Raw genomic sequence first — 22,613 nt, forward strand, 5'->3', positions numbered from 1 at the left:
CGGGCATGGATGCCCGCCGTTTTCCGACCGAGCCAGGATGGCGAGTCGGAAAATGCCGGAACGAACGACTGGCCGGGTTCGCTCCGTCGGGGCTGGCCTTTTTCTTTGGTTCCGTTTCTTTGACTCGCATCTTCGATACTCGCCCCTTCGGGGCCGGCTGCGCCGTTCGCACTGCGTGCGTGGGGCCAGCAGAAGAAATGAACCCGCTCGCCGCAAGGCGAGTGGAAGCGTTTGACTTTGCTCCTCTCGCCGGAGGCACAAGCAAACACCAGATCAAACGCTTTCGTCCGCTGGCGCGGCCGAGTTCATTTCTTTTGGTGGACCCCAAAAGAAACGGAACCAAAGAAAAACGTCTCCCCGACAGGTCCGAAGCCCGCGGCTTGTCGTGCACCGGGATTTTCCGACTCGGCATCCTGCCTCGGTCGGAAAACGCCGCCCATCCATGGGCGGCGCCCTCCGGGTTGGCGATTTGTACGGGCGATCTGTTTTAGGTGACTGCAACAACCGCAGCAACAGCAAACCAGCAACACCCTCGACATCCTGATTTCTTACGCCAACCTGTCACCTGACATTGCCTAGACTCAACGACATGCCACCCCGCATCCATGCTGCCTGGACCCGCACGCTGCTGCAGCTCGTGGCCGTGCTCGGCGTGGCGGCAGTACTGGGCGCGCTGGCTGGCCATATCTGGATGGCGCTGGCGGTCGCGGCACTCGGGGTGCTGGCCTGGCACTACTGGAAACTCTACGACCTGCTGACGCGGCTGACCTCGCGCAGCCGTGTGCCACCGCCGGAGGGAGATGGCGTGTGGCAGGAGACGGATCGCATGCTGCACCGGGGACAACAGGACATGCGCGCGCGCAAGCGGCGGTTGATTGGGATGCTGCGCGCGTACCGCGCGGTGGCGGCGGCGTTGCCGGATGCAGTGGTGGTGGTCGATCGCAACAGCCAGCGCATCCAGTGGTTCAACCGTGCGGCGACCAGTCTGCTGGGCCTGCAGATGCCGCGCGACGTCGGCAAGCCGGTCGGCGACACGCTGCAGCCGCTGCCGGTCGCGCACTGGCTGGCGCAGGGGCGACGCGCGGAGCCGATGCTCGATGTGCCGTCGCCGCACTCCTCGGGCACGCGCCTCGAACTGCGCCTGATCCCCTACTCCGACGATCTGTGGCTGCTGCTCGCCCGCGACGTCACCCGGATCATGAAGCTCGAACAGATGCGCCGGGACTTCGTGGCCAACGTCTCGCATGAACTGCGCACGCCGCTGACCGTGGTGCACGGCTATCTCGACATGCTCGATCCGGCCGAGCAGCCGGAATGGGCACCGATGCTGGCCGAGATGCAGAACCAGTCGCAGCGCATGACCCAGCTGGTCGAGGATCTGCTCACGCTGTCGCGTCTCGAAGCGCAGGAAGGCGTCGGCGACGAGAGCGTGTCGATGGCCTCGATGCTGGCCACCTTGCGGCGCGAACTCGAAGTGCTGAGCCAGGGCCGGCACACGATCGCGGTCGAGGACACCTCGCCGACCGATCTCGTCGGCTCGACCCGCGAACTGCACAGCGCGTTCTCCAACCTCGTCAGCAATGCGGTGCGTTACACGCCGGCCGGTGGCCGCATCACGATCCGCTACGCACCGCTAGCGAACGGCGGCGTCGCGCTGTCGGTCGAGGACACCGGCTACGGCATTCCGGCCGCGCATCTGCCGCGCATCACCGAACGCTTCTATCGTGTGTCGACCAGCCGTTCGCGCGAATCCGGCGGCACCGGCCTCGGCCTCGCCATCGTCAAGCACGTGTTGCATCTGCACCAGGCGCGGCTCGAGATCGAGAGCGAGGTTGGCGCCGGCAGTCGTTTCGCCTGCCATTTCACCGCCGAGCGCGTCCGCGCTCGCGACACCCAGTACTTCGGAGCCACCGCATGAGTGCCGCCCGTCCTCGCGTGCAGAAAGCCGCGAAATCCGCCCGTGGGGCCGAGCCCGTCGACGCGTCGAGCGAGCCGGTCGATCCGCTGCGCGATCCGGCGCTGTACCTCAACCGCGAGCTGTCGCAGCTGGACTTCAACTTCCGCGTGCTGGCGCAGGCGCAGGACGAATCGGTGCCGCTGCTCGAGCGTCTGAAGTATCTGTGCATCGCCTGCACCAACCTCGACGAGTTCTTCGAGATCCGCGCCGCGACGATGCATCACGCGCAGGACTTCGGCGTGCCGCTGCCGCCCGACGGGCTGACGCCGGCGACCGTGCTCAAGCGCATCCACGAGCGCACCGCGCAGCTGGTCGAGGCGCAGTACTCGTGCTGGAACCAGGTGCTGCGCCCGGCGATGTCCGAGGCCGGCGTGCGCGTGCTGGGCCGCGAGCAGTGGACCGCGCGGCAGACGCGCTGGCTGCGCGCCTACTTCCGTGACGAGGTGATGCCGGTGCTGTCGCCGCTGGGCCTCGATCCCGCGCATCCGTTTCCGAAGATCCTCAACAAGTCGCTCAACATCGTCGTCGTGCTCAAGGGCAAGGACGCGTTCGGACGCGTGGGCAACCTCGCCATCGTGCGCGCGCCGCGCTCGTTGCCGCGCATCATCCAGTTGCCCGAGAGCATCTCCGGCGGCGAATACGACTTCGTGTTCCTGTCGTCGGTGCTCTCGGAGTTCGTGCACGAGCTGTTCCCCGGCATGGACGTCAAGGGCGCCTACCAGTTCCGCGTGACCCGCAATTCGGAACTGATCGTCGACGACGAGGAAGTCGAGAATCTCGCCCTCGCGCTGCGCGACGAACTCGCCGGCCGCGGCTATCTGCGCGCGATGCGGCTGGAGATCTCGGCCAAGTGTCCCAAGCCGATCGTGCGCACGCTGCTGCAGAATTTCGATCTGCCCGAGAACGCGGTCTACCGCATCGACGGCCCGGTGAACCTCAACCGCATCAGCCAGATCTTCGATCTGGTGCAGCGCCCCGACCTCAAGTTTCCGACGTTCCAGCAGCGGCTGCCCAAGGGCACCGACGCGATGTTCGAGCTCATCGCCGACGGCGACATCCTCCTGCACCACCCCTTCGATTCCTTCGCGCCGGTGCTGGAGCTGATCAAGCAGGCGGCCGAAGACCCGAACGTACTGGCGATCAAGCAGACGCTCTACCGCACCGGCAAAGACTCGGGGATCGTCGAGCATCTGATCCAGGCCGCGCGCAACGGCAAGGACGTGACCGTCGTCGTCGAGCTGCGCGCGCGCTTCGACGAGGAAGCCAACCTCGGCCTCGCCGACCGGCTGCAGGAGGCCGGCGTGCAGGTGGTCTACGGCGTGGTCGGCTATAAGACCCACGCCAAGATGCTGCTCGTCGTGCGCCGCGAAGGCCGCAAGCTGCGCCGCTACGTGCATCTGGGCACCGGCAACTACCACGCCGGCACCGCGCGCGTGTACACCGACTTCGGTCTGCTGACGACCGATCCCGACATCGGCAACGACGTGCACCTGCTGTTCCAGCAGATGTCGGGCCTGGCGCCGGCGATCGGGCTCAAGCGTCTGCTGCAGTCGCCTTTCACACTGCATGCCGGGGTGATCGCGCGCATCGAACGCGAAACCGCGCACGCGAAGGCCGGGCGTCCGGGGCGCATCGTCGCCAAGATGAACGCTCTCAACGAGCCGCAGGTCATGCGTGCGCTGTACGTCGCCTCGCAGGCCGGCGTGCAGATCGACCTGATCATCCGCGGCGCCTGCGCGCTGCGCCCCGGCGTGCCGGGCGTGTCGGACAACATCCGCGTGCGCTCGATCGTCGGTCGCTTCCTCGAGCATCACCGCGTGTACTGGTTCGCCAATGACGGCGAACCCGACCTGTTCTGCGCCAGCGCCGATTGGCTGGAACGCAATCTGCTGCGACGCGTGGAGACGGGCTTTCCGATTCTCGATCCGGACATCGCGGTGCGCGTGCGCAGCGAGTCGCTCGACAACTACCTGGCCGACAATCTCAACGCCTGGGAACTGCGCGAGGACGGCACCTACGTCAAGGTCGTGCCGGACGGCGACACGATGCCGCATTCGGCGCAAGGCTGGCTGCTCGCACATCTGTGCGGCTGAGCGGGTGGCGCGGCATGCATTAACATGCCCGCTCCCCCAACGCCGTCGGTGCGACCTGCGCCGCGGCATCCAGGAATGCCATGACCGGTCATGACACGCTCGCGCTCGCCGAGGCACTGACGGTACCGCTCGAGGACGGCGAGATGCTCGCCGCGATCGACCTGGGCTCCAACAGTTTCCATATGGTGGTGGCCCGCTACACGCTGGGCCAGCTGCGCGTCGTCGACCGCCTGCGCGAAACCGTGCGCATGGCCGAGGGCCTCGATTCACGCGGCGGACTCAATGCCGACGTGCGCCAGCGTGCGCTGCAATGCCTGTCGCGTTTCGGCCAGCGCATCCGCGACATCCCGCCGCAGCGCGTACGTGCGCTGGCCACCAACACCGTGCGCCGGCTGGCGGCGCCGCAAGCCTTCCTGGTACCGGCGGAGACGGCGCTGGGCCATGCGATCGAAGTGATCTCGGGCCGCGAGGAAGCACGCCTGATCTATCTCGGCGTGTCGCACGCGCAGCCGCCCAAACCCGGACAACGGCGCCTCGTCATCGACATCGGCGGCGGTTCGACCGAATGCATCATCGGCAGCGGCTTCGACGCGCTGGAGCGCGAAAGCCTGCAGATCGGCTGCGTCGCCAGCACGCGGCGGTTCTTCCCCGGCGGCAAGCTGTCGAAGAAGCGCTGGCGCGAAGCGCTGGCGGAAGTGGCCGCGGAATTCCAGCAGTTCGCCAGCACCTACCGCGCGCTCGGCTGGCAGGAAGTGGTCGGCGCCTCGGGCACCAACAAGGCCATCGGCGAGATCTGCGCGGCGATGAAGCTGACCAAGGGCGCGGTGACCGCGCAGGCGCTGCCGATCGTGCGCGACACGTTGCTGCAGGCGGGCCACATCGATGCGATCAACCTGCCCGGGCTGTCCGATGATCGCCGGCCGATCATCGCCGGCGGCGTGCTGGTGCTCGAAGCGGCGTTCCAGGTGCTCGGCATCGAGCGCATGCAGGTCAGCAAGGCCGCGATGCGCGAAGGCGTGCTGCGCGACATGCTCGGCCGCGGCGGCAGCGACGATCCGCGCGAGAGCTCGATCGCCGCACTGGAGCAGCGCTACGGCATCGACCAGGCGCAGGCCACGCGCGTGGAAACGACGGCGCTGCGGCTGTTCGACCAGGTCGCGCGCAGCTGGAGCCTCGACGGCGACGATCTGCGCATGCTGGCCTGGGCCGCGCGCGTGCACGAGCTGGGCCTGGTGATCGCGCACAGCCAGTACCACGTGCACGGCGCCTACGTGCTCGAACATTCCGACATCGCCGGCTTCTCGCGCCAGGAACAGCAGTTCCTCGCGACGCTGGTGCGCTGCCAGCGGCGCAAGGTCGGGAAGTCCACGTTCGAGGCGCTGCCCGATCGTCTGCTGCAACAGGCGCGTCGCACCGCCGCCCTGCTCCGCATCGCGGTGCTGCTGCATCGCAGCCACGAGGCCGACGAGATTCCGCGCCTGCAGGCGACCGCCGACGGCCCGCTGCTGCGCCTGAGCCTGCCGCGCCAGTGGCTCGATGCGCGGCCGCTGCTGCGCACCGATCTCGAAGGCGAACCCGACGACATGGCGGCACTGGGAATCACGCTGGCGCTCACGGCGGACTGATATCGCGCTGCCGACCTGTGGGAGCGCGCTCGCGCGCGATCCGGCGCCTCCGGCCACGCTGTCACCGAAGCGTCAAACCCCGGTCATCGAAGCGGCATCGTCCGTCCGCAAGCTGCGCACAACCAGCGACCGGACCGAACGATGCGCTACGCGATCGTCACCGACACGTACCCGCCCGACATCAACGGCGTGGCCCTGACGCTGCAATCCTACGTCCGCGGTCTGCGCGCACGCGGACACGCGGTCGAGGTGATCCGCCCGGCCCGCGCCGGCGAACCGCCGGGGGCCGATGCACAGTCGCTGCGCATCCGTGGTCTGCGGGTGCCGCGCTATCCTGGGCTGCGCCTCGCGCTGCCCGCCGGACAACGCCTGCGTACCCGCTGGCGCGCCGCGCGGCCCGACGCGATCTACGTCGCCACCGAAGGCCCGCTGGGCTGGTCGGCGCTCAATGCTGCGCAGGCGCTGGACATTCCGGTCGTCACCGCATTGCACACCCGCTTCGACCTCTACATGGGCGCGTATGGCGTGCCGTGGCTGCAGCCGGCGGCGCTGTCGTGGATGCGCCGCTTCCATGCCCGCGCCGATGCCACGCTCGTCGCCACGCAGGCACTGGCCGTCGAACTGCGCGAGGCCGGCATCGGCCATCCGGTCGTGCTGTCGCGCGCGGTCGATTGCGCGCAGTTCGATCCGGCGCGGCGCGACGCGGACCTGCGCGCGCAATGGGGCGTCGACGAAGACGGCCTCGTCGCGATCCACGTCGGCCGCATCGCCGCCGAGAAGAATCTCGGCCTCGCGGTGCGCGCGTTCCGCGCCCTGCAGGCCGAGCGCCCCGATGCACGCATGGTGTTCGTCGGCGACGGCCCGGAGCGCAGCGCACTGCAGTCCGCGAATCCCGATTTCATCTTCAGCGGCGCGCAGCGCGGCGACGATCTCGGCCGGCACTTCGCCAGTGCCGACCTGTTCCTGTTCCCCAGCCGCAGCGAGACCTTCGGCAACGTGGTGCTCGAATCGATGGCCTGCGGCGTGCCGCAGGTCGCCTTCGACCACGGCGCGGCGACCGAACACCTGTGCGACGGCGTCCAGGGCGCGCGGATCGCAGGTGACGATGAAGACGCGTTCGTCACCGCTGCGGTCGCGCTTGCGCAGAACCCGTCGGCGCGCCGCGCGATGGGACTCGCCGGTCGCGACGCCATGCGACGACTGACGCCTGCGCACGTCGCCGACGATCTCGACGCGCTGCTGTCCGGCCTGCGCGGCGGCGCGCCCGATACGCGCACACCGCTTCCCGCTCCGACCGATGCCGAGGATGCCGATGCACGCGCCGCCGCGTAGCCGACTGCTCCACCACGACACGGGCTGGTGCCTGCGCGCCAACCGGGCCTGCACGCGGCTGGGGATCCGCCGCTACTTCTCCACCGTCAGCCGCCTCGGCGACGGCGTGTTCTGGTATCTGCTGATGGCCGCGCTGGTGCTGATCGACGGCTTCGACGGCCTGGTCGCCGCAACGCACATGGCCGCCACCGGCGCGGTCGCGCTGCTGCTCTACAAATCCCTCAAGCGCTGGACGAAACGCCCCCGCCCCTTCGCCGCCGACGGCCGCATCCGCGCCTGGGTCGCCCCGCTCGACGAATTCAGTTTTCCGTCCGGACACACGCTGCACGCGGTATCGTTTTCGATCGTCGCGGTGGCGTGGTATCCGATGCTCGCCGGCGTGCTGGTGCCATTCGCAGCAAGTGTGGCGGTGTCGCGGGTGGTGCTCGGCCTGCACTATCCGAGTGATGTACTGGCGGCGACGGCGATCGGCAGTGCGCTCGGCGCCACTTCGCTCTGGGCGGGTGGTGTCATCTGATCCGACTTGATATTGACGAAGCATCGATCCGCTTTTCGCTTTTCGCTCTCCGGATCGGCGCCGTTCTGCCCGCAGACCCGTAGGGCGCCGCACATGGATGTGCGGCGTTTTTCGACCGAGCCAGGATGACGAGTCGAAAAATCCCGGAACGAACAACCCGCCATGACGCTGTGATCGGGGCTGGCCCTTTTCTTTGGTTCCGTTTCTTTGACTCGCATCTTCGATGCTCGCCCCTCCGGGGCCGGCTGCGCCGTTCGCACTACGTGCGTGGGGCCAGCAAAAGAAATGAACCCGCTCGCCGCAAGGCGAGTGGAAGCGTCTGACTTTGCTTCTCTCGACAGACGAACAAGTAAACGCGCAGATCAAACGCTTTCGTCCGCTGACGCGGCCGAGTTCATTTCTTTTGGTAGACGCCAAAAGAAACGGAACCAAAGAAAAACGTCTCCCCGACACGTCCACAGCCCGCGGCTTGTCGTGCACAGGGATTTTCCGACTCGGCATCCTGCCTCGGTCGGAAAACGCCGCACGTCCTGTGCGGCGCCCTCCGGGTGAGTGACTACCGCAACGGCGGATCGGAGATCAGAAGCAGATTTCTCGCGCGATTGACGCTGGAGCGAGCGCTAAGCGATCGAATCAAACGACGACAGCACCGCCCGCGCCAGCGCCGGCCGCGCCTGCCCCACCCAGTCCCGATCATTGTCGACCTGCGCGTCCAAACGCGCGGCCTCAAGCGCCTCCACATCGAGATCGGCGATCGCCCAGACATCCGCGTTGCCGGTCTCGACCAAGACCCCGCCTGCCGGAAATCCCGCATCCATCGGCGCGAACAGACCGGCGCTGCCGGTGTTGACGTCGAGGATCGGCGTCCAAGGCGCGTCGCCCGCCGTCACCGACTGGGCGACAAAGCAGCGGTTCTCGAGCGCTCTCGCGAGGCAGCCGACACGCACGCGGGTCGCGCCGGCGGCGGTGTCGGTGCAACTGGGGACCAGCAGCAGGCGTGCACCGGCGTCCCACTGCGTGCGGGCCGGCAGCGGGAACTCGATGTCGTAGCAGATGGCAATGCCGACACGCACGCCGCCCAGATCGAAGACCTTCAGCGCGTCGCCGGGTTCGATCACACCGGTCTTCTTCTCGAAGCCGGTCAGCTGCAGCTTGTCCTGCCAGCCGTGTCCGCCGTCGGGCGATAAGATGTCACTGCGGTTGCGGTAGCGGCCGCCGCCGATGTCGACGAGGAAGGAGCCGGCGACGATGTGCATGCCGGTGTCCCGCGCCAGACCGGCGAACAGCGTGAGCCAGTGGTCGCGGTAGCGCTGCACTGCCGCCAGCGAGGCAAGCGTGTCGCTGCGCACGCTATCGTCGAAGGTCGCGGCCAGTTCCAGTGCGAGGTATTCGGGCAGCACGGCGACCTGTGCGCCCTGCGCGGCGGCGTCGCCGAGCAGCCGGCGCTGGTGCGCCGCGAAGGCGTCGAAATCTGGCGGCATGCCGATGGCGTAGCGCGCGGCGGCCACCCTCATGCGCTGGCCTCCAGCGGCCGGGTCCAGAACGTCATCGGGTGCGCCACGTCGCCGACATCACGCTCGTCCCAGCGCAGCAGCATGGTCATGCCCGGCTGCCGCACGTAGCCGCGCTTGTGCCAGAACACCTCGTTGTCGTGGTGATCGGCGGGCCGACGCGGATCGTCCTCGGCGCGATCGACGGCGGCGAAGGCGGTCATGTCGAAGCCACCGAGCGCGCGCGCGTGGGCCTCGCGCAGAGCGAAGAATCGATGCCCGATGCCGTGCCCGCGCCACTGCGGCAGCAGCACCGACTCGCCGAAATAGAACACGCGGTCGACGGCGACATCCTGATCGACGAACGGCGCCTGGAACTCGGCGGTGTCATCGGCCAGAGGCAGACCGGTCGACGCGCCGACGATCGTGTCGCCGTCGAAGGCCAGCACGAACACGCTGCGCGGCGAGCGCGCGTATGCGGCCAGATAGTCGCGTTCGTAGTCGGCATCGCCCGCGTAGAGATACGGCCAGTCGTGGAAGACGGTCATGCGCAGCCGGGCGACTGCATCGAGCCAGGGCTGCATCGCAGCGCCCGACAGCGCGCGCACGGTGGGAACGGAAGACGTCATGCCCGAAGTCTGGCATGCGCGCAGTGGGCGTTTCGTATGCAACACGGAACGCAGCGTGGCCGCAGGCATCCCTGTGGCCACGTGCGCACGACAGCGGGATCAGCGCGGCGGCAGAGGCGGCGGTGCCACCGTCGGCGTGGCGGCGACCTGGTACCAGTCGACCCGGCGCGTCACCAGCATGATCGCCGCGAGGATCGCGAACAGCAGGCCCGCACCCAGCACCAGCGCGTTGTCCTCCGAAACCAGCAGGCCGTACAGCGCGGCGTAGAGCAGGCCCAGACCGGCCGCGAACCCCACACCGCGCACGCGGCTGCGCAGCACCGCGCTCAGGTACACGCCGATCAGGCCGATGCAGGCGCCACTCGCGGCGAGGTAGGCCCAGTCGAAGGCGATGTGTTCCGACAGGCCGAGCAGCAGCAGGAAGAAGATCGCCAGCGCCAGGCCGACAAGGCCGTACTGGATCGGATGGATGCGCAGTCCCCGCAGCATTTCGAACATGAAGAACGCGGTGAAGGTCAGCAGCACGAACACGATGCCGTATTTGCTGGCGCGGTCGGCCCGGGTATAAGCGTCCACCGGGTCGACCAGTGAAATGCCGAGCACGTCGACGCCGGCATCGCCATGGCCGCGCAGCAGCGATGCGGTGCCGGATTCGGCCCGCGTGCCGTTGCGGTACTGCAGCTGCGCATCGCTGGCCAGCGAGGAGACCGCCCACTCGGCGTGGAAGCCGCTGCTGGAAACCTCACGGGTGCGCGGCAGGAAGCGGCCGTTGAACTGCGGATGCGGCCATGGCGAATCGAGCGCCACCCGGTTTTCGTCCGCCAGCGGCACCACTGCCAGCGTCTCGGCGCCGGTCAGTTCGAAGTCCAGCACCGTGCGCAGCCGCAGCGGCGCGCCGGCGAGTGCGGGCCGCGTCAGCAGACCGTGTACACCGCTGCCGCCATCGCTGCCCGCGCCCTGATGCAGCACGACGCCGGCGCCGTCGACCCGCAGACGCGGCGTGCCACGCAAACCGCGCACGTCGGCCACGGTGTAGCCGATCCAGGGCGTGCCGATCTTCCGCGGCGGCAATCCCTCGGCGTCTTCGGGGATCCGCACATCGAAATCCGCCGACAGCTGGCCGCCGAGTGCATACATGCGCACGTCGTGCAGGCCGAGCTGGCGCAGGTACGGCGACATGGTGCCGGTCATCTCCATGGTCTTCGGGAAGAACGTCCAGGCGCCGCTGCGGTCACGCCAGACGCGGCCGGTCGGCCGGCCCCGGTCATCGGTCTGTTCCACTTCGACGCGCTCGGTGTAGGGCACGACGAGCACCGGCGCGCTCAGCGTCTGGGCGCCCGCCTCGCTCGAGGCGATGCGCGCGACCGCGGCGGCGCGGTGCTGTTCGCGGTCCTGGATCACCACGCGGATCAGCACCAGCGGTATCAGGATCGCCAGGCTCAGCCCGGCGATGATCAGGATCTTCAGCATCAGTCGCATCGCGACGCTCCGTATTGGGATGCGCGCAGACTGCGCCGCCCACGTGTGGGCACGCGGGCGGCTGTGTGAAGCGGACAAGAAGTCTCAGCCGGTGGCCGACAGCGGCAGCTCGACGATCGCGCACGTGCCGCCGCCGTCGCGTTGCGCCAGCCGTACGGCGCCGCCATGCAACGTCGCGACCTCGGCGGCGAACGCCAGTCCCAGTCCGCTACTGCGGCTGCGTCCGCCGGGACGTGGCAACGAGAAGAAGCGCTCGAACACACGCGGCAGGGCGTAGTCCGGCACGCCGGGGCCGCGATCGGCGACGACGATCCGCAGCTGCGCGCCGTCGTGGCGTGCCGTGACGTCGACCACGCCGTCGGCAGGCGAGAAGTCGCAGGCGTTGTCGACGAGGTTCGACAGCAGTTGCCGCAACAGGAAGGCGTCGCCGCGGATGTGCAGGCCCGACGCGTCTCCGGTGTCCACCCGCAGCTGCACGCCGCGATCGGCGAACGGCGCGACGGCCGCGTCGATCAGAGTGCGCACGTCGATGTCGGCCGGCTGCTCGATCCGCTGGCGATGTTCGACCGCGGCCAGCGCCAGCAGTTTGTCGATCATCTGCGCCATGCGCTCGCTCTGTTCGCGCACGCTGGTGGCGAAGCGCGCGCGGTCGGCATCGGGCAAGGGCGATTCGAGCAGCTCGGACGCGCCGCGCACGGCCGCCAGCGGCGCTTTGAGTTCGTGGGTCAGCGCATGCACGTAGCGCTCGACGTACTGCTTGCCCTCCAGGCGCTCGCGCATGGTTTCCAGCGCGCGGCCGAGATCGGCGAATTCGCCGGCCGAATCGGGCAGCGTCGCGCGCTCGCCGGCGGTCACCTTGTCGGCATACCGGCGCAGACCGCCGAGCTGGCGCGACAGCCACCACGCCGCGAGCAGACCGACCGCCAGCGCTGTGCCAAGCAGCAGAAACCCCCAGCGCAGGATCGTGCGTTCGCTGCGGGCGATGAAGGGGGCGATCGCGCTGTTGGGCTTGGCGACCGTGAGCACGCCGACGACGCGGTTGCCGTCGCGGATGGGCGCGGCGACGTGCATCACCGACGTGCTGTCGTCGGCCGGATCGGTCCGCGTGGAGCGCGCGCCGTATTGGCCACGGAGCGTAAGCAGCACGTCGTTCCAGCGCGAGTAGTCGCGGCCCAGGTCGCGACCGGCGGAGTCGAACACCACGATGCCGTCGGCGTTCGTGACGTAGACGCGGTACTCCGCCTGCGTCTTGCGGAAGCCCCAGATGTTGCCGCCGATGTCGCGTTCGCGCAGCGCGCGCACGCGGGTGGCGAACCGACCGTCGTCGATGCGCCCGGCGAGGAAATCGTCGGTCGCCAGTTCGGCGAGCACGTTGGCGGTGTCGGCCAGCGTGTCTTCCATCGCCTGGCGCACACCCGGCTTGATCTCCTGGGTGAAGACGCGCATCAGCAGGAACGCCGCGAGCGCGACGATCAGGAAGTAGCCCAGCAGGATCCGCAGCCCGATGCGCACGTCAGTCCAGATCCAGCGAATAGCCGATGCCGCGATGCGTGCGCAGCGGATCGGACCCGGGCGCGACCGCGCGCAATTTGCCGCGCACGGTCTTCACGTGGGTGTCGACGGTGCGGTCCCCGCTGTCGAGCGCGTCGCCCCAGACCCGCTCCATCAACTGCATGCGCGACAGCACCGCGCCCGGCCGGGCCAGCAGCGCGGCCAGCAGGCCGTACTCGTAGCGCGTGAGGTCGAGCGCATGGCCGTGATAGCGGATGCGCCGGCCTTCCGCGTCGTGCGCGAACGCACCACTGCGCGTCGCCTCGCCGCTCACCGTGTCGGGCGCGCGACGCAGGACCACCCGCACACGCGCCACCAGCTCGCGCAGCGAAAAGGGTTTGGCGATGTAGTCGTCGGCGCCGAGATCGAAACCGAGGACGCGGTCCGATTCCGCCGCCTGCGCGGTCAGGAAGATCACCGGCAGCGGCGCGTGTCGGCGCAGTTCACCGCACAGCGCGAAGCCGCTGATGTCCGGCAGGCCGACATCGAGGATCGACAGATCGAATGCGGTGTCGACGACGGCCGCCCGCGCCTGTTGCCCGTCGAGACAGTGGCGCACCGTGTGGCCGTCGGCCTGCAGCGCATAGACCACGGTCTCGGCGATCGCGATTTCGTCCTCGACCAGCAGGATGGCGCTCATGGAATCCACGACGTCGGAAGTCGCCGAATCCTAACCTGCGCCGCCGATCTGCCCACGCGCAGCCGGCGCGTTCGCAACGAACCGTCAGTCCGCTTGCGGTCCCGGGTACGCTGTCGCGATGAATTACCAACATGCCTTCCATGCCGGCAACCACGCCGACGTCCTCAAGCACCTCGTGGTCCTCGCGATCTGCGATGCGCTGACGGCGAAGCCCGCGCCCTGCTTCGCGCTCGACACCCACGCGGGCGGTGGCGTCTATCGCCTGCGCGAGGAGCGTGCCCGGCGCACCGGCGAGGCCGACGACGGCATCAGCCTGCTGCTGGCGACCGCGCCGAAGCAGCCGCTGGTCGCGCGCTATCTGGCGGCCGTCAACGCCTGCCGGGCCGAGCACGGCGCCGATGCCTATCCCGGTTCTCCGTGGTTGCTGGCGCACGCATTGCGCGAGCAGGACCGCATCGCCTGCTTCGAGACCGAACCGGCGGCCGCGGGTGCGCTGCGCCGGGCCCTGGGCGCCGACCCGCGCGTCGCGATCCATTCGGGCGACGGCTACGCGGCATTCAAATCGCTGCTGCCGCCGAAGATCGGCGACCAGCGGTTCAACCGCGGCCTGGTGCTGGTCGACCCACCCTACGAGGCGCAGGCGGCCGAGTTCGAGATCGCCCTCAAGGCGATGCGCGAGGGGCTGACGCGCTGGCCGCAGGGCATCCAGATGCTGTGGTATCCGATCAAGCAGCGCCGCACGCTGACGCCCTTTCTGCGCTCGGCCGCCAAGCTGCAGACCAAATCCTCGCTGCTGGTCGAACTGCTGGTCCGCGCCGACGACTCGCCATTGCGCATGAACGGCAGCGGCCTGCTGATCCTCGATCCGCCGTGGCAGCTGGCGACCGCGCTCGCCCCCGCGCTCGACGCCCTGAAGGGCGCGATCGGCGAGGCCGGCGCCGACACCCGCCTGCACTGGCTGCGCGAGCCGGCCTGAACGCTGCACGTCGACCTGCCGGATGAATGGGGAAACTTCGCGCAACCGGCGCGACCCCTTCACGGTTCGTGAATAGACGGTCCGGGTAAGGTCAGGCAAATCCGTTCACACATGACTTTCGATGACCGCACGCAACCGACTTCCCCCGTGGCACGAGGAGATCCGCCTCGCCAATGGTCGCCAGGTGCTGATCCGCCCGATCCGTCCGGCCGATGCCGAGCCGCTCCGGGCGTCGTTCGCGCTGCTCGAGCCCGATGAGGTCCGGCAGCGCTTCCTGTACGCGAAGGCGGAGCTGTCGCCCGAAACCGCGAACCGTCTGACCCAGCCGAATCCGAAGTCGGAGTTCGTGCTGGTCGCCGCCGAGCCCTACACGCCCGGCGACGCGCTGGTGGGTGCGGTGGCCCGTGCGGCCGTGCTGCCCGGCACGCGCCAGGCCGAGTTCCACATCCTGGTCAGTCACTACGTGGCCGGCATGGGACTGGGCCGGCACATGCTCCGGCGCCTCGTGCGCTGGGCCAAGGGCAAGCGTCTGGAGCGCATCTTCGGCGACGTGCTGGAGGAGAACGAGCCGATGCTCGCCCTGGCCAAGTCGCTCAGCTTCCAGCAGCAGGCCGTCGAGGCGCCGGGCATGGTCCGGGTGTCGCTCGAACTCAAGCGCCAGGTCGTCGACACCACGCCGAACGTGCGCCTGGGCTGACCGCTTGCACCCCACCGCGCCGGTCTCCGGCGCGGTTTCGTCTCCGCCGTCGCAGGTCCTGCGACGCGCTCGTCTAGACTTCACCCCCTGATTCGCGCCGGCCACGTGGCTTTCGGCGCTGCCGTTGTTTTGTGTTTCCGCCATCCGGATCTCCCATGCCGCACGCCGTCATCGCTTCGCCTCCCCTGCCAACCGCCGGTCATGCACGCGCCTGGTGGCGTGCGCCCGCCAGCCGCAGCGCGCTGGCGTGGGCAGTGCTGCAGGCGGCGCGGACGCATGACGGTCCGCTGCTGCTGGTCGCCCGCGACAACCACGGTGCGCAGCAGCTCGAGCACGATCTGCGCACGCTGGGCGGCGACGATCACGAGCTGCCGGTGGTGCCGTTCCCGGACTGGGAAACCCTGCCCTACGACCGGTTCAGCCCGCATCCGGACATCGTCTCGCAGCGCCTCGCCGCCCTGCACCGCCTGCCCTCGCTGAAGCGCGGCATCGTCGTGGTGCCAGTGCAGACGCTGATGCAGCGGCTGGCGCCGGTGCGGCACGTGTCCGGCGCCAGCTTCGATCTGGAGATCGGCCAGACGCTCGATCTCGACGCCGAGAAGCGCCGGCTCGAAAGCGCCGGCTATGCGCACGTGCCGCAGGTCCATGATCCGGGCGACTTCGCCGTGCGCGGCGGTCTGCTCGACGTGTACCCGATGGGCGCCGACCAGCCGTATCGCATCGAGCTGTTCGACGACGCGATCGAAACCATCCGCGCGTTCGATCCCGAATCCCAGCGTTCGCTCGACAAGATCGCCGCGCTGCGCATGCTGCCCGGTCGCGAAGTGCCACTGGACGAGGCCGCGACGGCGCGCGCGATGGACACGCTGCGCGAGCGTTTCGACATTGACACGCGCCGCAGCGGTCTGTACCAGGACCTCAAGGCCGGCGCCGCGCCGGCGGGCATCGAGTACTACCTGCCGCTGTTCTTCGAAGCGCCGCGCCGCGCACTGGCCGACAAGGGCGAGGCCCCGCTGTCGACGGCAACGCTGTTCGATTACCTGCCGGCGAACACGCTGCCGGTCATCGACACGGGTGCGTCGCCGGCCAGCGACCATTTCTGGACGCAGCAGGTCCTGCACCGCTACGACCAGCTCCGTCACGACATCGAACGGCCGCTGCTGCCGCCGCCCGAGCTGTGGCTCACTCCGGACGCGCTGCGCGAGCGGCTCAACCAGGGCGCGCGCGTCGAAGTCTGCGACGCCGAACATCCGCGCCACGCGCAGGCGTCCGCGCTCGGCGACCAGCCCGCGCCCGACCTGCCGCTGGCCGCACGCGACCACACGCCGGCCGATGCGCTGGTGACCTTCCTCGGCAGCTATCCGGGTCGGGTGCTGATCGCCGCCGATTCGGCCGGTCGCCGCGAAGCACTGCTGGAGATCCTGCACGCGGGGAAGTTGCGGCCTTCGGTGCTGCAGGACTTCCCGGGCTTCATCGCGGAGACGGACACCAGGTTCGCCGTCGCGATCGCGCCGCTCGACAACGGCTTCGCCCTCGATGCACCGCAACTGACGGTGCTCACCGAGCGCCAGCTGTTTCCCGAACGTGCCGCGCAGCCGCGTCGCCGCAAGCGGGCCGCGCGCGATCCCGACAGCATCATCCGCGACCTCGGCGAACTCAGCGAAGGCTCGCCGATCGTCCACGAGGATCACGGCGTCGGCCGCTATCGCGGGCTCGTCGTGCTCGAAGCCGGCGGTCAGCCGGGCGAATACCTCGACATCGAATACGCCAAGGGCGATCGCCTCTACGTGCCGGTGTCGCAGTTGCATCTGGTCAACCGCTACTCGGGCGCCTCGCCGGAAACCGCGCCGCTGCATTCGCTCGGCGGCGAAGCCTGGACCAAGGCGCGTAAGAAGGCTGCCGACAAGGTGCGCGACGTCGCCGCCGAACTGCTGGAAATCCAGGCCAAGCGCCAGGCCCGTGCCGGTCTCGCGCTGGAAGTCGACCGCACGATGTACGAGCCGTTCGCGGCCGCGTTCCCGTTCGAGGAAACGCCGGACCAGCACGCGGCGATCGAAGCGATGATCCGCGATCTGGCCTCCAGCCAGCCGATGGACCGCGTGGTCTGCGGCGACGTGGGGTTCGGCAAGACCGAAGTCGCCGTGCGCGCAGCCTTCGTCGCAGCCGCGGCCGGCAAGCAGGTCGCGGTGCTGGTACCGACCACGCTCCTCGCCGAGCAGCATTACCGCACGATGGCCGACCGCTTCGCCGACTGGCCGATCCGTGTCGAGGTGCTGTCGCGCTTCAAGAGCACCAAGGAGATCAAGGCCGAGATCGGCAAGATCACCGACGGCACGCTCGACGTCATCGTCGGCACGCACCGGTTGCTGCAGCCGGACGTGAAGTTCAAGGATCTGGGTCTGGTCATCGTCGACGAGGAACAGCGTTTCGGCGTACGCCAGAAGGAAGCACTGAAAGCACTGCGCGCCAACGTGCATCTGCTCACGCTCACCGCCACGCCGATCCCGCGCACGCTCAACATGGCGATGGCCGGCCTTCGCGACCTGTCGATCATCGCGACGCCGCCGGCGCACCGCCTCGCGGTGCAGACCTTCGTCGTGCCCTGGGACGACGCGCAGCTGCGCGAAGCCTTCCAGCGCGAGCTCAGCCGCGGCGGCCAAGTGTATTTCCTGCACAACGATGTCGAGAGCATCGGCCGCATGCAGCGCGAGCTGGAAGAACTCGTGCCCGAGGCGCGCATCGGCATCGCCCACGGCCAGATGCCCGAACGCGAGCTCGAAAAGGTGATGCTGGATTTCAATAAGCAGCGCTTCAACGTGCTGCTGTGCTCGACGATCATCGAGTCGGGCATCGACATCCCCAACGCCAACACCATCATCATCAACCGCGCCGACAAGTTCGGCCTTGCCCAGCTTCACCAGCTGCGTGGCCGCGTCGGTCGCTCGCACCACCGCGCTTATGCGTATCTGGTGATTCCCGACCAGCGTTCGATCAGCAGCGATGCGAAGAAGCGCCTGGAAGCGATCGCCTCGATGGACGAACTCGGCGCGGGCTTCACCCTCTCGACCCACGATCTGGAAATCCGCGGCGCTGGCGAACTGCTGGGCGAAGGCCAGAGCGGGCAGATGGCCGAGGTCGGGTTCAGCCTCTACACCGAGCTGCTGGAACGCGCGGTGCGCAGCATCAAGCAGGGCAAGCTGCCGGACGTCGACGACGTGGACGCGCGCGGCGCCGACATCGAGCTGCACGTGCCCGCGCTGATTCCCGACGATTACCTGCCCGACGTGCACACGCGCCTGATGCTCTACAAGCGCATCAGCAGTGCGCGCGACATCGACAAGCTGCGCGAGCTGCAGGTCGAGATGATCGACCGGTTCGGCCTGCTGCCCGATCCTGCCAAGCATCTGTTCCAAATCGCCGACCTCAAGCTGCAGGCGACCGCGCTCGGCCTGCGCAAGCTCGATCTCGGCGACACGGGCGGCCGCGTGCAGTTCGTCGAGAAGCCGAAGGTCGATCCGATGGCGGTGATCCGCCTGATCCAGGGACAGCCCAAGCACTACAAGATGGATGGGCCCGACAAGCTGCGGATCACCCTGGACCTGCCGGACGCCGAGACGCGCATCCAGGCCGCACGTGGACTGCTGATCGCGCTGGCGCCGTCGCAGGCGGCCAAGTGATGCACCGCCAGCGCTGATGCTCAGCGCGGTGGTTCGGCCGTGCTGGACAGGATCAGTTCGGCGAGCCGCGCGTAGTCGCCGCCGAAGTGGTGACCGCCGGGCAGCGTGCGCACGGTGACGTGGCCCGGCGGCAATGCTGCGCAGGTCGCGTCCGTATCGCCCTCGCCTTCGATGCACAGCGTGCGCCCGGCCGACAGACGCAGCACTTCCGGTGCGATCTCCAGCGCATCGTCGTCGCCGGCCGACAGCCAGTTGCCGACGTGGAACTCGAACGACGCGCGCTTGCCCAGTCCCATCAGCACCGTGTGTGCAACTGTCGCGCGCGTGGACGCCGGCAGGCGGTTGACCGCGAACGGCAGCACGTCCGCGCCCTGCGAGTAGCCGATCAGCAGCACCTGCGGGCGCTGCCAGCGCGCGGCATACGCGCGGACCACGCGGTCCAGATCGCGGGCGAGCCCGTCGGGCGTGCGCGCGGACCAGAAATAGCGCAGCGAATCGAATCCCACGACCGGAATGCCGCGCGCGGCGAGCGCGGCGGCGACTTCGGCATCGAGGCCCGCCCATCCCCCGTCGCCGCTGAGCAGTACGGCGAACACCGGTTGCGCGGTGCCGGTTGCGGGCACCTCGACCAGCGGTAGATCACGCACGTCGGCTGGCGGGGGCGACGGCTGCCTGCGCGCCGATGCGGTGGCGAACGCGCCTACGGCAGCCACCAGCGGCGGCAGCGCATCGCCATGCGCACGCACCGCGGCGCCCTCGATGGTGCCGGCGAAGGCCTGCAATTCCGTCGACTGGCGCGCATCGCCCAGCGCCAGCCACGGCGTCGCCAACGTCGACACCGCCTGCAGCGCTACTGTCTTCGACACCGGCGTCGACGCCTTGAACAACGTGCCCGCCCCCTTGCACGGCGGCTTGCCGAGCGCGAGCAGCGGCAGCGCGCCACGCGTGATCGCGCCGGCGAACACACCGCGATCGGCCTGTCCCGCCATCGCGTAGACGATCGCAGCACCGTCGCCCTGCCCGATCAGCACCGGCGGCCGGTAGTCGGGCAGCCGTGCATATCCCTGCAGCCAGTGCGAGAGATTCTCGAGATCGCCGTCGGGAAACGCGCAAGGACCACCGTCCCTGGCGAATGCGGCCTGCAGGCGCGCCACGTCGATCGTCGCGACCAGCGCACCCTCGCGTGCGAGCGCGGCTGCCGTGGCGGCATCGTCGCCGCTGCCGAGCAGCAGCACGGTGTGCGTGGCCGGCTGCGCCGGACGCGTCAGCGCGACATCGTGAAAGAAACCGTGGCTCACGCGTTCCTGCGCGGCCACGGGACACGTGCACAGCAGTGCGAGCACGCAGATCCACAGCAGTCTCATTTTGACAGCACTCCACGATAGCCACCGGCGATCAGCGCCGCGGCGTCGGCCAGCACCAGCAACGGCGCCACGCCACCGGGCGTGGCGAGGTAGCGCGCATCCCATTGCGGATCGAACTTGTCCTTGAACGCGCGCAAGCCGCGGAAGTTGTAGAACTGCTCGCCGCGCGCGAACAGCAGCCGGCCCATGCGATGCCAGTTCGGTGCGAGGGCGTGCGCGGCCATGCCCGACAAGGGCGCCATGCCGAGGCCGAACTGCACGTAGCCCGCGTCGGAGAGATGCTGCAGCAGGCGCGCGAACAGGAAGTCCATCGTGCCGGGCGGCGCATCGGGCAGATGCCGCATCAGATCGATGCTGGCCTCGGCTTCTCCACTTGAAGGATCGCCGGCGACCAGCAGGCTCGCGAACGCGACGATCCGCTCGCCATTGCGCACCACCGCGACCGGATTGCGCGCGATGTAATCGGGATCGAACGCGCCGATCGAAAAGCGTTTCTCGGCCGCACGATGCTCGCCGAGCCAGGCATCGGACACCATGCGCAAAGCCGGCACCGCAGCCGGCACGTCGGCGGCGTCGATGATCGCGAAGGTCAGTCCTTCGCGCTCGGCGCGGTTCACCGCGGTGCGCAGATTGCCGCGGCGTTTGCCCTGCAGCGAGAAGCCGGCCAGCGGCACACTCGCGTACTCGCCGAGCTTGAACAGTCGCAGACCCGCATCGAGATACAGCGGCAGCGCGTCCTGCCCGACCTGGTAGAAGCAGCCGCGCGCGCCGGCATCGCGGGCCAGCTCGAGAAAGCGCCAGACCAGTTCCGGCCAGGATCCGCGCGGGCCGACCGGATCGAACAACGCGATCCACGAGCGGCCCTGCCGGCCGTACATCAGGAACGCATCGCCGGACTCCGAGAACAGCAGATGCTTGTCGCCGGTCAGCACCAGACCCGCGTCGGCCTGCGACTGCATGCGCAGGATCGCCTGCGCCTGCGCGAGCTGCGCGGCATGGGGCAGCGGCGGCGCCGGCATGCCCGGCCGCACCAGCTGGCGCAGCGCCAGCACCAGCGCGACCACCGCGACCGCGACCATCGCGCGCAGCGACCGCGGCGCCTCGCCCGACACCGCGAACTGCCACCACAGCTGGTGGCCGTAGGCGACGTCGCGATAGGCGAAGAACAGCAGACCCGTCACCGCGATGCAGATCACCGCCATCGCCAGCAGCCAGCCACCGGTGAACGGCACCGCCAGCAGCGATGCACGTCGCTTGAACGAACGCCGCGACGCGAGCAGCGCGACCAGCAATGCCGACAGCACGACCGCTTCGGTCAACGCCAACCCCTTGGGCAGCGCGAACAGCAGCGCGAGGGCGACCAGCAGGACGGCCGCCCACCACGCCGCATCGAGCCGCCGCAACAACGCGCGCGCGACGAACAGCAGCAGCACGCCGATGATCGAACTGAGAAAATGCGCCGCTTCGACCAGCGGCAGCGGCAGCACCTGCAGGGTCTGCAACGCGCGGCCGGTCGCCGGCGTCGCGCCGGAGACCAGCAGCATCACCGCCGCGACCAGCGTGGCGGCAGCAAGTACACGCGGCGCCAGGCCGGACAGGAAGCGCCGCGCCGGCGTCGCCAGCTGGCCGGTCTCGTGGACGATCAGCACGCCCAGCGCGATCAGCAGCGGCAACACGTAGTAGACGATCCGGTACAGCACCAGCGCTCCGGCCAGTTCGCCCGCGGGCACGCTGCTGCCGAGCGCGACCAGCATCACCGCCTCGAACACGCCCAGTCCGCCGGGCACGTGGCTGATGACGCCGATGACGACGGCTGCCGCATAGAACCCCAGGAAGGTCGCAAAGCCGACCGCGCCTTCGGGCAACAGCAGCCACAGCACCGCAGCCGCCGCGGTGATGTCGAGCACCGACAGCGCCAGTTGCGTCCACGCGAGTCGGGGCGACGGCAGCCGCACGCGGCCGATGCGATCACGCACGTGACACAGCCCCAGCACCAGCAGTACGGATCCCATCGCTGCAGCGCCGCAGACCGCGACCACCCAGGCCGGCAGACGCAGCAGCGGCGCGAGCGCGGCAGCGTCCCACCACAGACCGGCGCCGCCGACCGCGCAGGCGCCGAGCCCGAACACCAGCGCGTTGAAGACGATCGCGCGCGAGACGTCGGCAGGCTCCACGCCGGCCGCACCGTAGAGCCGCATCCGCACCGCGCCGCCGGTGAACACGCCCAGTCCGATGGTGTTGCTCAGCGCGTAGGCGACGAACGCGGTCTTGGCGATCGTGCGCGGCGGCACGCGGGCGCCGACGTAACGCAGCGAGCTGGCGTCGTACCCGACCAGCGCGGCGAAGCTGACGGCGGTCGCGAGCACCGCGAAGGCGATCCGCGTCCCGGGCGTGGCCTCGATCGCGGCGACGATGTCGTCGTAGCGCAGTTCGTGCCAGAAGCCGCGCAAGGCGAATACCAGCAGGGTGCCGATCGCCAGCACGCCGACGACGATCGCGATGCGGCGCAGGGCGTCGGCATGCGCGAGCACGCGGGCCGTCAGTGCCTGCAGCGAACGCCGGGACGACAACGCCATGCGACCCCCT

Annotated in this window: 16 protein-coding genes; 9 read left to right on the plus strand and 7 right to left on the minus strand. The window is 69.1% G+C overall.

Annotation, left to right across the window (positions count from 1 at the left end; genetic code table 11):
- Window positions 1–5 precede the first annotated feature (5 nt).
- The 6 genes from AC3A5T_RS13065 to AC3A5T_RS13090 all read left to right on the plus strand — a co-directional run bounded on the left by AC3A5T_RS13065 (window position 6) and on the right by AC3A5T_RS13090 (window position 7,524).
- A complete protein-coding gene (locus AC3A5T_RS13065) occupies window positions 6–491 on the plus strand; it encodes a hypothetical protein (RefSeq protein ID WP_487628934.1) in 486 nt (161 codons plus the stop codon).
- A 98-nt stretch (window positions 492–589) separates the two neighbouring features.
- The gene (gene phoR / locus AC3A5T_RS13070; RefSeq protein WP_487628935.1) at window positions 590–1,918 is read left to right on the plus strand and encodes a phosphate regulon sensor histidine kinase PhoR; all 1,329 of its coding nucleotides are present in this window, start codon (window positions 590–592) and stop codon (window positions 1,916–1,918) included.
- Entirely contained in the window at window positions 1,915–4,050 is a 2,136-nt protein-coding gene (gene ppk1 / locus AC3A5T_RS13075; RefSeq protein WP_487628936.1) for a polyphosphate kinase 1, read from the plus strand. The genes phoR and ppk1 overlap by 4 nt, the downstream gene beginning before the upstream one ends.
- Window positions 4,051–4,130: 80 nt before the next feature.
- A complete protein-coding gene (ppx, locus tag AC3A5T_RS13080; protein WP_332077641.1) occupies window positions 4,131–5,675 on the plus strand; it encodes an exopolyphosphatase in 1,545 nt (514 codons plus the stop codon).
- 141 nt (window positions 5,676–5,816) lie between these two features.
- The gene (locus AC3A5T_RS13085) at window positions 5,817–7,007 is read left to right on the plus strand and encodes a glycosyltransferase family 4 protein (protein ID WP_487628937.1); all 1,191 of its coding nucleotides are present in this window, start codon (window positions 5,817–5,819) and stop codon (window positions 7,005–7,007) included.
- Entirely contained in the window at window positions 6,988–7,524 is a 537-nt protein-coding gene (locus AC3A5T_RS13090; protein WP_487628938.1) for a phosphatase PAP2 family protein, read from the plus strand. The genes AC3A5T_RS13085 and AC3A5T_RS13090 overlap by 20 nt, the downstream gene beginning before the upstream one ends.
- A gap of 620 nt (window positions 7,525–8,144) precedes the next feature.
- On the opposite strand, the gene AC3A5T_RS13095 is transcribed toward AC3A5T_RS13090, so the two are convergent.
- From AC3A5T_RS13095 to creB, 5 genes are all read right to left on the minus strand, one after another.
- The gene (locus AC3A5T_RS13095) at window positions 8,145–9,038 is read right to left on the minus strand and encodes a carbon-nitrogen hydrolase family protein (protein WP_487628939.1); all 894 of its coding nucleotides are present in this window, start codon (window positions 9,036–9,038) and stop codon (window positions 8,145–8,147) included.
- Window positions 9,035–9,643 carry a GNAT family N-acetyltransferase gene (locus tag AC3A5T_RS13100; RefSeq protein ID WP_487628940.1) on the minus strand — a complete coding sequence of 203 codons (609 nt, stop codon included), beginning with the start codon at window positions 9,641–9,643 and terminating at the stop codon, window positions 9,035–9,037. Before AC3A5T_RS13100 ends, AC3A5T_RS13095 begins: the two co-directional genes overlap by 4 nt.
- 99 nt (window positions 9,644–9,742) lie before the next feature.
- Window positions 9,743–11,122, minus strand: a complete 1,380-nt coding sequence (gene creD / locus AC3A5T_RS13105; protein ID WP_487628941.1) for a cell envelope integrity protein CreD — start codon at window positions 11,120–11,122, stop codon at window positions 9,743–9,745.
- Window positions 11,123–11,206: 84 nt separating this feature from the next.
- Window positions 11,207–12,634: a two-component system sensor histidine kinase CreC gene (gene creC / locus AC3A5T_RS13110; protein WP_487628942.1), complete on the minus strand. Its 1,428-nt coding sequence runs from the start codon at window positions 12,632–12,634 to the stop codon at window positions 11,207–11,209.
- A gap of 1 nt (window position 12,635) precedes the next feature.
- A complete protein-coding gene (gene creB, locus AC3A5T_RS13115; RefSeq protein ID WP_487628943.1) occupies window positions 12,636–13,313 on the minus strand; it encodes a two-component system response regulator CreB in 678 nt (225 codons plus the stop codon).
- A gap of 118 nt (window positions 13,314–13,431) precedes the next feature.
- Here creB and AC3A5T_RS13120 point away from each other — a divergent pair, with 118 nt between their 5' ends.
- From AC3A5T_RS13120 to mfd, 3 genes are all read left to right on the plus strand, one after another.
- Window positions 13,432–14,289, plus strand: coding sequence for a 23S rRNA (adenine(2030)-N(6))-methyltransferase RlmJ (locus AC3A5T_RS13120; RefSeq protein WP_487628944.1), 858 nt, complete (start codon window positions 13,432–13,434; stop codon window positions 14,287–14,289).
- Between the two features lie 121 nt (window positions 14,290–14,410).
- Window positions 14,411–14,986, plus strand: coding sequence for a GNAT family N-acetyltransferase (locus AC3A5T_RS13125; RefSeq protein ID WP_232138179.1), 576 nt, complete (start codon window positions 14,411–14,413; stop codon window positions 14,984–14,986).
- 155 nt (window positions 14,987–15,141) lie between these two features.
- The gene (gene mfd / locus AC3A5T_RS13130; protein WP_487628945.1) at window positions 15,142–18,663 is read left to right on the plus strand and encodes a transcription-repair coupling factor; all 3,522 of its coding nucleotides are present in this window, start codon (window positions 15,142–15,144) and stop codon (window positions 18,661–18,663) included.
- A 20-nt stretch (window positions 18,664–18,683) separates the two neighbouring features.
- Here mfd and AC3A5T_RS13135 read toward each other — a convergent pair whose 3' ends face one another.
- Both AC3A5T_RS13135 and mprF read right to left on the minus strand, forming a co-directional pair.
- Entirely contained in the window at window positions 18,684–20,027 is a 1,344-nt protein-coding gene (locus AC3A5T_RS13135; protein ID WP_487628946.1) for a virulence factor family protein, read from the minus strand.
- Window positions 20,024–22,603 carry a bifunctional lysylphosphatidylglycerol flippase/synthetase MprF gene (mprF, locus tag AC3A5T_RS13140; RefSeq protein ID WP_487628947.1) on the minus strand — a complete coding sequence of 860 codons (2,580 nt, stop codon included), beginning with the start codon at window positions 22,601–22,603 and terminating at the stop codon, window positions 20,024–20,026. The genes AC3A5T_RS13135 and mprF overlap by 4 nt, the downstream gene beginning before the upstream one ends.
- Window positions 22,604–22,613 lie beyond the last annotated feature (10 nt).

The sequence above is a fragment of the Luteimonas sp. Soil_C_16 genome, assembly GCF_057657295.1.

Excerpts from the sequence above, each read along its gene's own strand:
- ppx (WP_332077641.1), top strand. The coding sequence starts at position 4,131 with ATGACCGGTCATGACACGCTCGCGCTCGCCGAGGCACTGACGGTACCG.
- AC3A5T_RS13095 (WP_487628939.1), bottom strand. The coding sequence starts at position 9,038 with ATGAGGGTGGCCGCCGCGCGCTACGCCATCGGCATGCCGCCAGATTTC.
- AC3A5T_RS13120 (WP_487628944.1), top strand. The coding sequence starts at position 13,432 with ATGAATTACCAACATGCCTTCCATGCCGGCAACCACGCCGACGTCCTC.
- AC3A5T_RS13100 (WP_487628940.1), bottom strand. The coding sequence starts at position 9,643 with ATGACGTCTTCCGTTCCCACCGTGCGCGCGCTGTCGGGCGCTGCGATG.
- mprF (WP_487628947.1), bottom strand. The coding sequence starts at position 22,603 with ATGGCGTTGTCGTCCCGGCGTTCGCTGCAGGCACTGACGGCCCGCGTG.
- mfd (WP_487628945.1), top strand. The coding sequence starts at position 15,142 with ATGCCGCACGCCGTCATCGCTTCGCCTCCCCTGCCAACCGCCGGTCAT.
- AC3A5T_RS13065 (WP_487628934.1), top strand. The coding sequence starts at position 6 with ATGGATGCCCGCCGTTTTCCGACCGAGCCAGGATGGCGAGTCGGAAAA.
- AC3A5T_RS13125 (WP_232138179.1), top strand. The coding sequence starts at position 14,411 with ATGACCGCACGCAACCGACTTCCCCCGTGGCACGAGGAGATCCGCCTC.
- AC3A5T_RS13085 (WP_487628937.1), top strand. The coding sequence starts at position 5,817 with ATGCGCTACGCGATCGTCACCGACACGTACCCGCCCGACATCAACGGC.
- phoR (WP_487628935.1), top strand. The coding sequence starts at position 590 with ATGCCACCCCGCATCCATGCTGCCTGGACCCGCACGCTGCTGCAGCTC.
- AC3A5T_RS13090 (WP_487628938.1), top strand. The coding sequence starts at position 6,988 with ATGCACGCGCCGCCGCGTAGCCGACTGCTCCACCACGACACGGGCTGG.
- AC3A5T_RS13135 (WP_487628946.1), bottom strand. The coding sequence starts at position 20,027 with ATGAGACTGCTGTGGATCTGCGTGCTCGCACTGCTGTGCACGTGTCCC.
- ppk1 (WP_487628936.1), top strand. The coding sequence starts at position 1,915 with ATGAGTGCCGCCCGTCCTCGCGTGCAGAAAGCCGCGAAATCCGCCCGT.
- creB (WP_487628943.1), bottom strand. The coding sequence starts at position 13,313 with ATGAGCGCCATCCTGCTGGTCGAGGACGAAATCGCGATCGCCGAGACC.
- creD (WP_487628941.1), bottom strand. The coding sequence starts at position 11,122 with ATGCGACTGATGCTGAAGATCCTGATCATCGCCGGGCTGAGCCTGGCG.